Genomic DNA, 13,639 nt, shown 5'->3' with positions numbered 1-13,639 from the left:
CTCAGGCCTCCAGCCGGTAGCCGGCGCCGCGCACGGTACGCAGCGTGGTCCGCCCGAACGGCTTGTCGATCTTGCGGCGCAGCGCGCTGATGTAGACCTCGACCACGTTGGAGTCGCCGTCGTACGCGAAGTCCCAGGCGCGGGCCAGCAGTTCGGATTTGGGTACGACGTCGCCGGCCCGCCGGGCCAGGCAGTGCAGGATCGCGAACTCCTTCGGCGTGAGCGCGATCTGCACGTCCCCCCGGCTGCACTTCAGCCCGGCCGGGTCCACCCGCAGGTCCCCCACGGTCAGCACGGCCGGCCGCTCGCGCCCGCCGCGCCGTACCAGGGCGCGCAGCCGGGCCAGCAGCACCACGTAGCTGAACGGCTTGGTCAGGTAGTCGTCCGCGCCGGTGTCCAGCGCCTCCGCCTCGTCGTACTCCCCGTCCTTCGCCGTGAGCATGAGGATGGGGGTCCAGTTCCCGGCCGCACGCAGCCGCGCGCAGACCTCGTAGCCGTTGCTTCCGGGCAGCATCACGTCGAGCACGATCACGTCGTACGGCTGCTCGGTCGCCAGCCACAGCGCGTCGCGGCCGTCGTGGGCGAGGTCGACCGCGAAGCCCTCCCGGGTGAGGCCGTCCTTGAGCAGGTCGGCCAGCCGGCGTTCGTCTTCCACTACGAGTATGCGCACGTCCACAGAGTGCAGCGCGCTGCCTAAGGCGAACATGAAGATCATCTGTGGCTTCTTCAGGGTCGCTTCAGGGGCGGATTGCGAGGGTCGCGGGGTCGGGCCGGCCGGTCCGGCACGGTAGGCAGGGACGCGACGGGAGTGGCCGGAGCATGAAGAAGAACAGGTTGGTGGTGGGGGTCGTCCTCACCGCGGGGCTGGGGCTGACCGGGGTGGTGTCCGCGTCGGCGGGGGCCGCGACGCCCGGCGGGCAGGCGCGGAGCGCTGCCGCGGGCAAGGCGGGCAAGGGCGCCGAGCAGAAGCTGGTGGCGGGGCACCCCGGGGGCAAGGGGGTCGTCATCTGTGTCGCCGAGGGCTGGCAGGTTCCGGGCAAGCCGGTGCCGGGCAAGCCCGGGAAGCCGGTGCTCGGGGTGCCGGGGAAGCCGGGGGTGCCCGGCAAGCCCGGTACGTCGGCGACGACCACTGCGCCCGCGCCGGGAGGTGTGGCGAAGCCCTTGCCCCTGCCCGGGATCAAGGGCAAGGGCAAGGTCGTGATCAAGGTGATCAACGGCAAGGTCTACGTCAACGGGAAGCCCCTGGCGAAGGGCGGGATCGTCGGCCGCGTCACGGTCAAGGGCTGCCCGCCGCTGCCGCCGCTTCCTCCGCTTCCTCCGCTGCCGGGCAAGGGCAAGGGCGTCGTCTGCATCGTGCACAGCGGGCCGGGGGTGCCGGGGGACAAGGCCGGCAGGACCTCGGTCAAGGTCGTGGGCGGGAAGGTGTACGTCAACGGCAAGCTCATGCCGAAGCTGAAGGTCAACGACAAGTGTCCGCCGATTCCGGTGCTGCCCGGTAAGGGGGGTGGCGTCGTCTACAAGCCGGGCGCCGGCACCGCGTCGCTCACGGCTGCGGGTGCGGTTCTCGCGGGCTGAGCGGGGGCGAACCGTTCGGGGGCGGGTGGGGTCGGGACCTCCGGGGTGGGAGTCCGAAATCTCATATTTACGGGCCTGGCGGCCCACAAATATAAGTCAGCATTTCGGACCCCCACCCCTCCGGCCCCTCCCGGCGGTCTCGGCTCGCCGGGCGTCCGTTCGGTGAGTTATCCGGTGCCGGTCCGTGTTCGGTGGGGTGCGCTGTCGCCTGCGCGTCGTGGTCCGTCCGGTCAGTTGTCCCGTGCGGTGCGCTGTCCGGTACCGGTCAGTTGTCCCGTGCAGTGCGCTGTCCCGTGCAGTGCGCTGTCCCGTGCAGTGCGCTGTCCCGTGCAGTGCGTTGTCCCGTGCAGTGCGTTGTCCCGTGCAGTGCGTTGTCCCGTGCAGTGCGTTGTCCGGTGCGTTGCGTTGTCCCGTGCCGGTCAGTTGTCCCGTGCGGTGCGCTGTCCAGTGCCGGTCGGTGTTCGGTGGGGTGCGCTGTCGCCTGCGCGTCGTGGTCCGTCCGGTGAGTTGTCCGGTGGGGTGCGCTGTCGCTGCCGTCCGTGGGGGTCCGGTGTCCGTGCCGGTGGGTTGTCGGGTGCGATGTGAGGTCGCCTGCATCCCGGTGAACCCTCCCCCGTGGCCGGCCCGCGTTACCGGGGGCGGGTCGCGTCGCTGCGTACGGTCGTCGGACCGGGGGACGTCGGCGGAGTGGCCGGAGGTGGTGGCGCGGGATGGGGCATTGGCACGCGTACACGTACACCGGGGTGGGGAAGCCGCCGGAGGGGGTGGCGCGGGATCCGATGAGTCCGACGCCGCCGATTTTGGTGCGGGAGTGGTTGCGGAAGCCGCGGGCCATGATGGTGGGGACGTTTACGGAGGCGGGGGCGGCGTTGGGGTGGCTGGCGGCGGAGCTGGAGGGGGCGCCGCCGTTGCCGACGTCGCTGCCGGTGGAGACGACGCTGGGGTACGCGCGGGAGCGGCTGGGGACGTATCCGTACGATCAGGTGACGCGTTACTGGACGCCGGGCGGTTATGTGTGCCGGGACCTGGTGTGGTGCGACGGCACGGTGGGGGTATGCCCGGATCCGCGGTGAGGGGCTACGCGGGGTCCTCCGGGGGGCGGGCGGGGGCGGAGGGGAGGCGGACGCGGACCAGGGTGCCGGCGCCGGGGGTGGATTCGAGGTCGACGTGGCCGCCGTGGGCGGTGACAAGGGCGTGGACGATGGACAGGCCGAGGCCGGTGCCGCCGCCGGCGGGGGTGCGGGTGCGGGAGGGGTCGACGCGGTAGAAGCGTTCGAAGACGCGGGCGGCCTGTTCGGGGGTCAGGCCGGGGCCGTGGTCGGCGACTTCGAGGACGCCGTGGCCGGCGAGAGTGCCGACGCCTATACGGACGGGGGTGCCGGGCGGGGTGTGGGCGACGGCGTTGCCGACCAGGTTGGTGACGACCTGCCGCAGCCGGGCCTCGTCGCCGAGGACCTGGGCGGGGCCGGGCGGGTTGCCGTCGCCTCCGCCGGGTCCGGTGAGGGTGACGGTACGGCCCGGGTCGAGGGCGGTGGTGTCGTGCAGCGCGTCCACCGCGAGGGTGCGCAGGTCCATCGGGGCGAGCTGCACCGGGCGCTGGGCGTCCATCCGTACCAGGGTCAGCAGGTCCTCGACCAGGCCGCCGAGCCGTACGGCCTCGCTCTCGATCCGGGTCATGGTCCGCTTCACGTCGGCCTCGCTCGCGAGCGCGCCCATCCGGTACAGCTCGGCGAAGCCGCGGATTCCGGCGAGCGGGGTGCGCAGTTCGTGGCTGGCGTCGGCCACGAAGCGGCGCATCTGCTCCTCCGACTCGGCGCGGACGGCGAAGGCGGACTCGATCTGGGTGAGCATCGCGTTGAGCCCTGCCGTCAGCTTCCCGGCCTCGGTGCGGGGCGACACCTCGGGCATGCGGTGCGAGAGCTGGCGGCCGGCGGCGATCTCGGCGGCGGTGGCCTCGATACGGCGCAGGGGCCGCAGGCCGGCCCGTACCGCGAACCAGGCGGCCACGCCGAGGACGGCCGCCACGACCGCGCCGATCAGCAGGAAGGCGTTGCTGAGGTGGCCGGTGGTGGAGGTGACCTCGTCCAGGGAGGCCGAGACCACGACGCCGGCGGGCAGCGCGTCCGGGGCGCGGGCAGGGGTCAGGGGGTGGGAACCTGCAGGGTCCTGCGCGGCGTTTGTGGTGCTTGTGGTTCCTGTCGTTCCTGCGGTTCCTGTCGTTCCTGCGCTTCCTGTCGTACCTGCGGTTCCTGTGGTGCCTGCGGTTCCTGTGGTGCCTGCGGGGGTGCCCGGGAGTGCGTCGGGGGCGCGGCCCGGGGTGACGGTGAGGGGGCCGGAGCCTGCGGGATCCTGCGCAGTACCCGCGGGGGCGCCCGAGCTTGCGTCGGGGGCAGGGGCCGGGGTAACGGTGCCGGAGCCTGCGCGACCCCGCGAAGTGCCTGCTGGGGCGCCCTGGGACGAGGCCACGGACGCGCCCGAGGTAATGCCCGCGGGGGTGTCCGAGGTGGCGCCCGCCGAACCGCCGGCCGAGGTGGCGGCCACGCTGCCGGCCGAGGCGCCTTGCGTGGCACCCGCCGACGTACGCCCGCTGCCCGCCGAAGACGTATCCACCGCGCCGATCGGTGACGCGCCCGCCGACGCACCGCGTGACGTACCCGCGGACGTGCCCTCGACCGGGACTCCGGAGTCGTTGGTTCCAGAGGGATCCACGGGGACGATCAGTACGCGCCATTCGCCGCCGCCGTGGTCGCTGGCGACGTCGAAGGGCTTGCCGAAGTGGGCGCGCAGTGAGGCCGCGTCCATCGTGGGCCACAGGGGGCGGGGGTCGCCGGCCGCGACCGGGAGCCGGAACTGCTCGGAGATCGAGCCGTCGGCGGCGGCGAAGGCGACCACGAACTGGCTGGGCAGCCAGGGTGCCCGGCTGCCGCCGGACCGGGGCAGGCGGGGGGCGGGCGGGCCCTCGCTGTCCAGTCGGCGGGCGAGCGGCTGGCCGTAGCGGGCGAGCTGCTGGTCGACCCGGTCGACGAGTTGGCCGCGGACCGAGCCGAGCACCACGGTGTCGCTGACGGTGAGGCCGAGCAGCACCAGGACGAGGGAGAGCAGGACCAGCCGGGAACGCAGGGACACCGCGGAGAAGCGCAGGTTGCGCAGCCGCCGGGCGCCCCGTACGGGTGGGGGGAGGCGGCCGGCGCGGCCCTGCCGGGGCGGGGGCGGCACGGCGGTCAGCCCTGGGGCACGACCGGGCGGCGCAGCACGTAGCCGACGCCGCGCACGGTGTGGATCAGCTTGGGGGCGCCGCCCGCGCCGGAGTCGACCTTGCGCCGCACGTAGGAGATGTACGACTCCACGATGCTCAGGTCGCCGCCGAAGTCGTACGCCCACACGTGGTCGAGGATCTGCAGCTTGGAGACCACGCGGTCGGCGTTGGCCATCAGGTAGGCGAGCAGCTTGAACTCGGTGGGGGACAGCGAGACCGGGCGGCCGGCCCGGGTGACCTGGTGGCCGACCGGGTCCAGCTCCAGGTCGCCGGCGACCAGCCGGCCGTCGTCGGTGGGCGCGCCCGTACGGCGCAGGATCGCCCGGATCCGCGCGATCAGTTCTTCCAGGCTGAACGGCTTCGTGACGTAGTCGTCGCCGCCCGCCGTCAAGCCGCTGATCTTGTCCTCGACGCCGTCCTTCGCGGTCAGGAACAGCACGGGCAGCCGGTCCGGGCCGGCGCCGGCCCCCCGGGCGCGGTACGGGCCGCCCTCCTCGCGCAGCCGCTTCACCACGGCGAAGCCGCTCATGTCCGGCAGCATCACGTCCAGCACCACCAGGTCCGGCCGCTCCCGAGCGACCGCGGCCAGCGCGTCCGCCCCGGTGGCCGCGGATTCCACTTTGAACCCCACGAAGCGCAGGGACGCGGACAGCAGCTCCCTGATGTTGGGTTCGTCGTCCACGACCAGCAGGCTGGCCTCGGGCGTCTCCATGGTCTCCTCCTGGCACGAGTCCGCTGCACGGTACGCCCCGCACCTGTGAGAACGCCCTGCCCGGGCGGGGCTGACCAATCCGGCGAGCGCCGGCCCGTTTGCGCTGCCTGGCGGCAGCGGGGGCACGGGCAGGTGGTGCGGCCACCCGGGCTCGCTGCCCGCTGCCTGCCGGCAGCCGGAGCGGCCCGGGGCTGCCGCCAGGAGCCCGCCGTGACGGCCGGTGCTATTGGACGGCCGGTGGCCCAGGGCCGGGTCCGGTCGCTGCTGGCGGGAAGCTGTTCGGCGGGTGGCCGGAGCCGTCCCGAACCGCCGTCCGTCGGCTCGCTGCCCGGCCGTGCCCAACAGGTTCGCTGCCGGAACGGTCGGCGGTTGGCGTGGCTGGTCGCTGCCGCTGCCGCTGCCGCTGCCGCTGCCGCTGCCGCTGCCGCTGCCGAACGGTAAGTCACGCGCCGCCATCCGTCCGACGACCGTGACCGTCCAGTGCGGCCGGGACCGTCGCCCGGCCCGGCTGGGCCGACGCCTGCCGAGCGATAAGCCGTCCGCCTGGGGGCCGGGCCCGTACCGCCATCCGTCCGCTCGACCATGACCGGCCGGTCCCCAGCCGACGGTCGCCCGTCGTGGCGGGGCCAGCGGCTGCGGCAAGCCGCCCGCCCCAGACCGGACCACCCCACACCGCCATTCCGTCCCTGACCGCTCGACTCGACACAGTGAGCCGCTCGGCCCGGTAGGGCCTGGACCCGTTACGGCCGGTCGTCGCGGGTCCGGGCCGGTGGGCCGGGCCCGGTCGTACGGCTCCCCGTGCCGTACGGAGCCCCGTGCCGTACGGAGCCCCTTACGGTCAGTTGCCGCCGGAGGCGCCCGTGCCGCCGGAGCGGTTGGCGCCGCCGAAACCGCCGAAACCGCCGAAGCCGCCTCCGAAGCCGCCGGCGGATTGGGTGCCGCCTTCGGTGACGGTGGTGGCGGCGATGTCGCCGTTGGAGTCGGGGGTGCCGCGGACGGTGACGGTCTGGCCGGGCTGGAGGTCGGTGACCTTGCCGTCCTTGGATTCGCTGACCTTGGTGGAGCCGCCGGTGGTGACCTTGACGATGTTGCCCTGGGCGTCGGTGACGTAGAGGGTCGAGCCGTCGACCAGCTTGACGGTGCCGAAGGTGACACCCGAGGCGCCGCCCGCTCCGCCCGTACCGCCGCCGAAGCCCGCGCCGGGGCCGGCACCCGTACCGGCACCGGCTCCTGTCGTGCCACCGGCACCCGCACCGCCGCCGAAGCCCCGGGCGCCGGCCGCCGTTCCGGTGCGGCCGGCGGCGGCAGCGGCGAACCCACGGCCGCCGCCGGTGCCGGAGTTGTGGAGATGGCTCTTCTCCACCAGCGCGCCGCCGGCGAACGCGCCGGCCGCGACGACGCCGGCCGCGAGGACCAGCGTCAGCCAGGGCAGTTTGCGCCGCGGCGGAGCCGCCAGCTCCGCCGAGATGTCCCGGGCGTCCGGCGGCTCGGCCAGGATCTCCTCGGGTCCCCGCGCGGGCGGGCCGCCGGGCCCCTCGAGCACTTCCATCTCCCGGGTGCCGGCCAGGATCTCGATCCCGCCCTGGGCGGGCACGGCCGGCAGCAGCTCCGTGTCGGCGGCGTCTGCCTTGACCAGGTCGGTACGGCGTCGCGCCATCTCCGGTTCCCTCTCTCCTGACGTGCCCGGGGAGCCGTGCGGCTCCCCGGGACGGTGTGCCGGGACCGGCCGCGGCCCCGGCGTGGTCTCACTCGTGCCGCAGTGCCTCGATGGGCCGCAGGCTGGCCGCCCGGTTGGCGGGGTAGCTGCCGAAGAACAATCCGATCGCGACGGCGATGACGAAGGCGCCGATCACCGACGACGGGATGACCACCGGCTTGATGCCGACGATCGTGAAGCGCGAGCCGACCAGCCCGCCGACCACGCCGAGCCCGCCGCCGACCAGCGACAGCAGGGTGGACTCGGCGAGGAACTGGCCGAGGATGACGCCCTTGGGCGCCCCGATCGCCTTGCGGATGCCGATCTCCCGGGTCCGCTCGGTGACCGTCACCAGCATGATGTTGGTGATGCCGATCCCGCCGACCAGCAGCGAGATCGCGGCGACCGCGCCGAGCAGCACCGTGAACGTCTTGTTGGTGGACGCCTGGGTGGACAGCAGCGACGCCTGGCTGGAGACCCGGAAGTCCAGCGCGGTGGGGTCCTTGATGCCGTGCTGGGACATCAGCACGGTGGTGATCTCGTTCTGCGCGGGCGTGGTGGCCGACGCGGACTTCGCCTCGACCAGGATCTGGCTGATCGAGCCGAAGCCGGTGAACGCGTTCTGCACGGTCGGCAGCGGAGCGATCACCGTGTCGTCCGGGTCCTGGAAGCCGGTGCCGCCCTTGGTCTCCAGCACCCCGACCACGGTGAACGGGGTCCCGCCGAGCACGAACTTCTTGCCCACCGGGCTGGCCGTGCCGAACAGGTCGGTCGCGGTGGTCGAGCCGATCACCGCCACCTTGCGGGAGTTGAGCACGTCGTCGGCGCTGAAGTAGTCGCCGGTGGCGACCTTGCTGTTGGACGCCTTGAAATACGCCGGGTAGGTGCCGACGACCTGGCTGACGGTGTGCGAGGTGCCCTGGTAGAGCGCGGTCTGCGAGGTGCTGACCTCGGGCGCGACCGACTCGACGTCCGGCGCCTGCGCCGGGTCGGCCAGCGCCCGGGCGTCGTCCACGGTGAGCGGCTTGGTGGCGGTCGCGGTGGAGCGGCCGCCGCCGAAGCCGCCGCCCGAGGACACGGTCAGCGAGTTGGTGCCGAGCTTCTCGATGGAGTTCTTGACCGCCTGCGAGGAGCCGTTGCCGACCGCGAGCAGGATGATCACCGCGGCCACACCGATGAGCACACCGAGCATGGTCAGGCCGGAGCGGACCTTGTTGGCGCCCAGGCCGCCGACGGCGAAGCGCAGGGTTTCGACGACGTTCACGAGCCCGCACCTCCGGTGAGCGCCTGGCGCTGGGCGGGTACGGTGGCGGCGATCGCGGGCGGCGGGCCGTCCACGGGAGCCTGCCGTACGTCGCTGACGACGCGGCCGTCCACCAGCCGCAGCACCCGCTTGGCGTGCCGGGCCACCTCGTCCTCGTGGGTGATCAGCACCACGGTGCGGCCGGAGGCGTTGAGCCGGTCCACGATGGCGAGCACCTCCTCGGTGCTGTGGCTGTCCAGGTTGCCGGTGGGTTCGTCGGCGAGCAGCATCGCCGGGGCGGTGACCAGGGCGCGGGCCACCGCGACCCGCTGCTGCTGGCCGCCGGAGAGCTGGTTGGGCCGGTGGTCCATCCGGTCGGCGAGGCCGACCAGGGTCAGCGCGGCCTCGGCCCGGCGGCGGCGTTCGGCGGTCTTCACCCCGGCGTAGGCGAGGGGGAGTTCGACCTGGGCGCGGGCGGGCACCCGCGGCACCAGGTTGAACGACTGGAAGACGAAGCCGATCTTGCGGTTGCGGACCAGGGAGAGCTGGTGCTCGTCCAGGCCGCCGACGTCGATGCCGTCCAGCAGGTAGCGGCCGACGGTCGGCACGTCCAGGCAGCCCAGGATGTTCATCAGGGTGGACTTGCCGGAGCCGGAACTGCCCATGACGGCCACGAAGTCGCCCTGCTCGACCACCAGGTCGATGCCGGCGGGCGCGCCGGTGACGGGGTCCTCCTCGCCGCTGAGCGCGTGCACGGCGGCGTCGCCGTGACCGTACGTCTTGATCAGCGAGCGCACCTCGATCACCGGCGGCGGCCCCCAGGGGCTCTCCTCGGCGGGGGCCAGCGGGTCGGGTGCGTCCGGCAGCCCGGAACCTTCGGCGGCCGGGTCGAACTCGAACAGCGGTGCCTCGGCGGCGGGTTCGGGGCCGGACACCTGTCCGTGCACGGCCGCCCGCCCGGCTCGCGCGCGGTGCAGCCCGCGGCCGAGGCCGGTTTTGGGCCGCCTCATCCGCGGGCACCTCCGCCCGCGCCGCGGAAGCCGCCGCCACCGCCGCCGATACCGCCCGCGCCGCCGAACCGGCCGCCACCGCCGCCGAAGCCGCCGGGGAACGCGCCGCTGGGGAAGCCGCCGTTGCCGGCCGATGCCACGGTCGGGATCTGCACCTTCTGGCCCTCGGTCAGGCCGCTGGTGATCTGGTCGGCGGAGTCGCCCTCCACGCCGACCGTGACGTTCGTACGGGTCGTGGAGCCGTCGGAGTTGACCACCTGGACGGTGCGGTTGGTGCCGGTGCCGGAGACCGCCGCGGTGGGCACGCTCAGGGCGCCGGACGCTTCACCGGTGACGACCTGGATGGTGGCGCTCATGCCGGTGCGCAGGTCCGCGGTGGAACTGGTGATGGTGAGCGTGGCCGCGTACTGCACGGCGCTGCCGCTGCTCGAGCCGCCGCCCCCGCCGGAGCTGCCGCTGCTGACCGGCAGCGAACTGACCGACAGCACCTTGGCGTTGAGCGTGGTGCCGGGCTCGGCGTTCAGCGAGACGGTGGCCGCCTGGCCGGGCTTGACCTTCAGCGCGTCGGACTCGGAGAAGTCCGCGGTGACCTGCATGCCGGTGGGATTGGTCAGCACGACGAAACCGGTGGGCGTGGAGCCGGACGAACTCGACGTACTCGAGCCGCCGCTGCCGCCCGCGCCGCCGGAGCCGGTGCCCGAGCCGGAGGTGCCGGAGACCGTGTCGCCCACCGCGCCGGACACCGAGGCGACCGTGCCGGAGACGGGGGCCTTGAGGACGCAGCCGTCCACCGCCCGGTTGTCGGCGTCCACCTTGTCCTGCGCCTGCGTGACCTGGGCCTGCGCCTGGGCGAGCTGGGCCGGGTCCACGGTCGGGGTGGGCGTCGGGGTCGGAGTGGCGGCCACGCCACCGCGGCCGCCGGAGCCCGTGGAACCGGAGTTTCCGGTGGAGGCGGGCAGTTCGCCCTCCTCCACCTTCGTCAGGTTCGCCTCAGCGGCGGTCAGCGAGGCCTCGTCCTCCGACAGCGTCTCCTTGGCCGCCGTGGGGTCCACCTTCGCCAGCGTCTGGCCCTTGGTCACCTTGTCGCCGGCCTTGACCGCGACGTCGGTGAGAGTGCCGCCGGTGGTGAAGTTCACCCCCGCGTCGCTGGGGGAGGCGAGCGAGCCGGACCCGGAGACCGTGGCGAGCACCGTGCCCCTGGTGACGGTCGCCGTCCGCGCCGTACCGCCGGCCGACGACGAGGAGTTGCCGCTGTTGTGCACGGCCGCATATGCGCCGCCGGCGCCCGCGAGCACCACCACGCCGAGCACCGAGTTGATCAGGACGGCCCTGCGCCGCCGTGGGAGCACCTTCATGGCCCGCATCCTGAACGGCCCCGCCTTTGAGCGCCTGGGAGAAACCTGGGAGTTCACTGGGAGCCCGGGCCGGGCACGGGAGGTGCCACAGGGCGGCAAAAGCGACGCCGATGCGCTTATCGGACCGGAATACGTCACTCCGCGCGATCGTACGGTGACCGACTCCCGGGGAACTCACAGCCAGGTCCCCGGGAGCCCCTATGCGGGTGCGGTTCCCTCGGATCCGGCCGCCCGCGCACCCCCTGTATCGCGTTCATCCGCACCGCGCGGGCGGCCCAAGCCGCCGGCCCGACCGAGGGGACGAATCGAGATGACCCGGATCATCCGGACCACCCGGACCACGGGAGGGGCCGGCGCCAACGCGCTGCGGGCCGGCCTGACCGTGGCCGCGTTCGCCGCGTCGGGGGCACTGGTGCTTACCGCCTGCTCGTCGTCCTCGGGCTCGTCGTCGTCCGCTTCCGCGTCCGGCAGCCCGGCCGCCACGGCGTCGGCCTCCGCCTCGGGCAACCGCGGCCAGGCGATGACGGCCTACCGCGACTGCCTGAGCCAGCACGGGCTCAAGCTGCCCAGTTTCGCGCCGCGTTCACCCGGCGCCAGGCCGTCCGGCTCGCCCGGTGCCGGGCGCGGCTTCGGTGGCGGCGGGTTCGGTGGCGGCGGCCGGGGCTTCGGCGGGGGCGGCTTCCCCGGGTTCGGCGGGGCCTCGCCGGACGCGGCGACCCAGAAGGCGCTGGACGCCTGCAAGTCGCTGCAGCCGCAGTTCTCCGGGCGCGGCGGGGCCGGCGGCGCCAATTCCTCCGCCTTCAAGGCCTTCACGAGTTGCCTCAAGGACCACGGCGTCGTACTGCCCACGCCGTCCCCGGGCGCGACCAACGGCGCGGGCCGGCCCGGCGGCGGCTTCGGCTTCCGCGGCCTGAACACTTCCGACCCGAAGACGGCCAAGGCATACGACGCGTGCAAGGTGCTGCTGCCGCAGCGGAGCCCCGGCTCGGGTGCGGGCGCGCCCTCCCCGTCGGCCACCACCTGACGGCGGTCCGGCGGGGAGACAAGCGGGCGGGGGCACCGGGAGGTGCCCCCGCTGCGTTTTCCGGGCGCCCTTTGGGGGCGCCTTTGCTGTGCGGGTTCTGCTGTGCCGGTTCTGCTGTGCGAGTTCTGCTGTGCCGGGGCCGGCTACCAGGCGAATGCCTCCGGGGACGGGCCCGGGCCCGGGAAGATCTCGTCCAGGGCGGCCAGGAAGTCCGGGGTCAGGCGCAAGTCCGCGGCGCGCAGGGCGGATTCGAGGTGGTCGGCGGTGCGCGGGCCGACGATGGGGCCGGTCACGCCGGGCCGGGTGAGCAGCCAGGCCAGGGCGACCTCGCCAGGGGCCAGGCCGTGCTCGGCGCACAGGTCCTCGTAGCGCTGGACGCGCTCGCGGACCTCGGGCTTGGCCAGGCCCGCCCCGGAACGGCCGCCCGAGGTGCGCGAGCCTCCGCCCTCGCGCTCCTTGCGCAGCGCCCCGCCGAGCAGTCCCTGGTGCAGCGGTGACCACGGGATGACGCCGAGGCCGTACGCCTGGGCCGCCGGGATCACGTCCATCTCCGCCCGCCGCTCGGCCAGGTTGTACAGGCACTGCTCGCTCACCAGGCCCAGCCCGCCGAGGCGGGCGGCGGTCTCGTTCGCCTGCGCGATGTGCCAGCCGCCGAAGTTGCTCGACGCGGCGTAGAGGATCTTGCCCTGGGCGATCAGCACGTCGATCGCCTGCCAGATCTCGTCCCAGGGGGTTGCCCGGTCGACGTGGTGGAACTGGTAGATGTCGATGTGGTCGGTGCGCAGCCGCCGCAGGCTCGCGTCGACCGCGCCGCGGACGTGGGCCGCGCTCAGGTGGTCGTGGTTGGGCCAGGACTGCTCGTGCCACGGCTTGCCGTCGTTGGTCGTGTTGCCGTACAGCTTCGTGGCCAGGACGGTCCGCTCGCGGCGGCCGCCGCCGCGGGCGAACCAGTTCCCGATGATCTCCTCGGTCAGGCCCTTGTGCGCGTCGCGGCCGTAGATGTCCGCGGTGTCGAAGAAGTTGATCCCCGCGTCGTGGGCCCGGTCCATGAGCGCGTGTGCGTCCGGCTCCTCGGTCAGCCCGCCGAAGTTCATCGTCCCCAGCACGATGCGGCCGACCTTGAGCCCGGTGCGTCCGAGCTGTGTGTACTCCATGGGGCGAGCCAACACCTTGGAGTGGACTCCAGGGCAAGGGCTTTGCCGCGTCGGCGCGTCGGAACGGGGCGCCTGCGGCGACGATGCGGATCGGGCGTCAGGCCTGAGCGGCGCGGAGCTTCTGCGTGCGGTCGACGAGCTCGACGAGCGCGACGCGCTGCCCGGGGGTGAGGTCGCCGGCCAGGCCGGACTCGCGGACGTGGGCGCGGGTCAGCAGCTCGTGGCAGTCCAGCGCGCCCATCCCCGGCACCGCCCGGACGAGCGCGGAGACCTGGATGTCCGCGGCGTCGCCGTCGATCGCGGCGGCCCGTCGCAGCACCCGCGACAGCCCGGCCGTACCCTCCGTGGCGACCTCGCTCAGGACCAGAGCCCGGCGATGGCTGGCCTCCTGCGAGACCTTGTCCTGCCGGGGCCCGAAGACCGTCATTGTGCGCACACCTCGATCCGATTTGCGCCGGTTTGGCGCTCCACCACGCCGAGCGTACGCCCGCCGCAGCGCCCCGCAACCTCGATACTCGGCGTAATGACCTATTCGCGCTCAGTCTTCACGCCGAGTTAACGGCGAGGTGACGCCCCCGCCACGCCCGCCGCCGGCCCCCGCTTTCGACGTTACG

At 73.6% G+C, this 13,639-nt stretch carries 12 protein-coding genes; 3 read left to right on the top strand and 9 right to left on the bottom strand.

Going from position 1 to position 13,639, the window contains the following annotated elements; all coding sequences use genetic code 11:
• Position 1: 1 nt before the first annotated feature.
• The gene (locus ITX44_RS31685; protein WP_205361627.1) at positions 2-670 is read right to left on the bottom strand and encodes a response regulator transcription factor; all 669 of its coding nucleotides are present in this window, start codon (positions 668-670) and stop codon (positions 2-4) included.
• Positions 671-819: 149 nt separating this feature from the next.
• Between ITX44_RS31685 and ITX44_RS31680 the strand changes: the two genes are divergently transcribed.
• Both ITX44_RS31680 and ITX44_RS31675 read left to right on the top strand, forming a co-directional pair.
• The gene (locus tag ITX44_RS31680; RefSeq protein ID WP_205361626.1) at positions 820-1,575 is read left to right on the top strand and encodes a hypothetical protein; all 756 of its coding nucleotides are present in this window, start codon (positions 820-822) and stop codon (positions 1,573-1,575) included.
• 710 nt (positions 1,576-2,285) lie between these two features.
• The gene (locus ITX44_RS31675; RefSeq protein ID WP_205361625.1) at positions 2,286-2,648 is read left to right on the top strand and encodes a hypothetical protein; all 363 of its coding nucleotides are present in this window, start codon (positions 2,286-2,288) and stop codon (positions 2,646-2,648) included.
• Positions 2,649-2,652: 4 nt separating this feature from the next.
• Here the strand turns inward: ITX44_RS31675 and ITX44_RS31670 are convergent, their stop codons facing one another.
• The 6 genes from ITX44_RS31670 to ITX44_RS31645 all read right to left on the bottom strand — a co-directional run bounded on the left by ITX44_RS31670 (position 2,653) and on the right by ITX44_RS31645 (position 10,847).
• Positions 2,653-4,791, bottom strand: a complete 2,139-nt coding sequence (locus tag ITX44_RS31670) for an ATP-binding protein (RefSeq protein WP_307795588.1) — start codon at positions 4,789-4,791, stop codon at positions 2,653-2,655.
• A gap of 5 nt (positions 4,792-4,796) precedes the next feature.
• Positions 4,797-5,543, bottom strand: coding sequence for a response regulator transcription factor (locus tag ITX44_RS31665; protein WP_205361624.1), 747 nt, complete (start codon positions 5,541-5,543; stop codon positions 4,797-4,799).
• Positions 5,544-6,381: 838 nt separating this feature from the next.
• A complete protein-coding gene (locus ITX44_RS42385; protein ID WP_205361623.1) occupies positions 6,382-7,200 on the bottom strand; it encodes a DUF5666 domain-containing protein in 819 nt (272 codons plus the stop codon).
• An 88-nt stretch (positions 7,201-7,288) separates the two neighbouring features.
• Positions 7,289-8,503 carry an ABC transporter permease gene (locus ITX44_RS31655; RefSeq protein WP_205361621.1) on the bottom strand — a complete coding sequence of 405 codons (1,215 nt, stop codon included), beginning with the start codon at positions 8,501-8,503 and terminating at the stop codon, positions 7,289-7,291.
• Positions 8,500-9,492 carry an ABC transporter ATP-binding protein gene (locus ITX44_RS31650; protein ID WP_236062073.1) on the bottom strand — a complete coding sequence of 331 codons (993 nt, stop codon included), beginning with the start codon at positions 9,490-9,492 and terminating at the stop codon, positions 8,500-8,502. Before ITX44_RS31650 ends, ITX44_RS31655 begins: the two co-directional genes overlap by 4 nt.
• Entirely contained in the window at positions 9,489-10,847 is a 1,359-nt protein-coding gene (locus tag ITX44_RS31645) for an efflux RND transporter periplasmic adaptor subunit (RefSeq protein ID WP_205361619.1), read from the bottom strand. Before ITX44_RS31645 ends, ITX44_RS31650 begins: the two co-directional genes overlap by 4 nt.
• 310 nt (positions 10,848-11,157) lie before the next feature.
• Here ITX44_RS31645 and ITX44_RS31640 point away from each other — a divergent pair, with 310 nt between their 5' ends.
• Positions 11,158-11,871: a hypothetical protein gene (locus tag ITX44_RS31640; RefSeq protein ID WP_205361617.1), complete on the top strand. Its 714-nt coding sequence runs from the start codon at positions 11,158-11,160 to the stop codon at positions 11,869-11,871.
• A gap of 143 nt (positions 11,872-12,014) precedes the next feature.
• Here the strand turns inward: ITX44_RS31640 and ITX44_RS31635 are convergent, their stop codons facing one another.
• Together ITX44_RS31635 and ITX44_RS31630 are read right to left on the bottom strand one after the other, a co-directional pair.
• The gene (locus ITX44_RS31635; RefSeq protein WP_205361615.1) at positions 12,015-13,025 is read right to left on the bottom strand and encodes an aldo/keto reductase; all 1,011 of its coding nucleotides are present in this window, start codon (positions 13,023-13,025) and stop codon (positions 12,015-12,017) included.
• Positions 13,026-13,122: 97 nt separating this feature from the next.
• Positions 13,123-13,452, bottom strand: a complete 330-nt coding sequence (locus ITX44_RS31630; RefSeq protein ID WP_205361614.1) for a hypothetical protein — start codon at positions 13,450-13,452, stop codon at positions 13,123-13,125.
• Between the last annotated feature and the right edge of the window lie 187 nt (positions 13,453-13,639).

The sequence above is a fragment of the Actinacidiphila acididurans genome (assembly GCF_016918855.1).
Classification (GTDB): Bacteria; Actinomycetota; Actinomycetes; order Streptomycetales; family Streptomycetaceae; genus Actinacidiphila; species Actinacidiphila acididurans.
The sequence above is the reverse complement of the archived record's forward strand: the minus strand, read 5'-3'. Positions and strand labels throughout refer to the sequence as shown.

Bases quoted from the DNA above. Each gene is read 5' to 3' on its own strand.
- ITX44_RS31680 (WP_205361626.1), top strand. From the start codon at position 820: ATGAAGAAGAACAGGTTGGTGGTGGGGGTCGTCCTCACCGCGGGGCTG.
- ITX44_RS31675 (WP_205361625.1), top strand. From the start codon at position 2,286: ATGGGGCATTGGCACGCGTACACGTACACCGGGGTGGGGAAGCCGCCG.
- ITX44_RS31665 (WP_205361624.1), bottom strand. From the start codon at position 5,543: ATGGAGACGCCCGAGGCCAGCCTGCTGGTCGTGGACGACGAACCCAAC.
- ITX44_RS42385 (WP_205361623.1), bottom strand. From the start codon at position 7,200: ATGGCGCGACGCCGTACCGACCTGGTCAAGGCAGACGCCGCCGACACG.
- ITX44_RS31650 (WP_236062073.1), bottom strand. From the start codon at position 9,492: ATGAGGCGGCCCAAAACCGGCCTCGGCCGCGGGCTGCACCGCGCGCGA.
- ITX44_RS31645 (WP_205361619.1), bottom strand. From the start codon at position 10,847: ATGAAGGTGCTCCCACGGCGGCGCAGGGCCGTCCTGATCAACTCGGTG.
- ITX44_RS31640 (WP_205361617.1), top strand. From the start codon at position 11,158: ATGACCCGGATCATCCGGACCACCCGGACCACGGGAGGGGCCGGCGCC.
- ITX44_RS31635 (WP_205361615.1), bottom strand. From the start codon at position 13,025: ATGGAGTACACACAGCTCGGACGCACCGGGCTCAAGGTCGGCCGCATC.
- ITX44_RS31630 (WP_205361614.1), bottom strand. From the start codon at position 13,452: ATGACGGTCTTCGGGCCCCGGCAGGACAAGGTCTCGCAGGAGGCCAGC.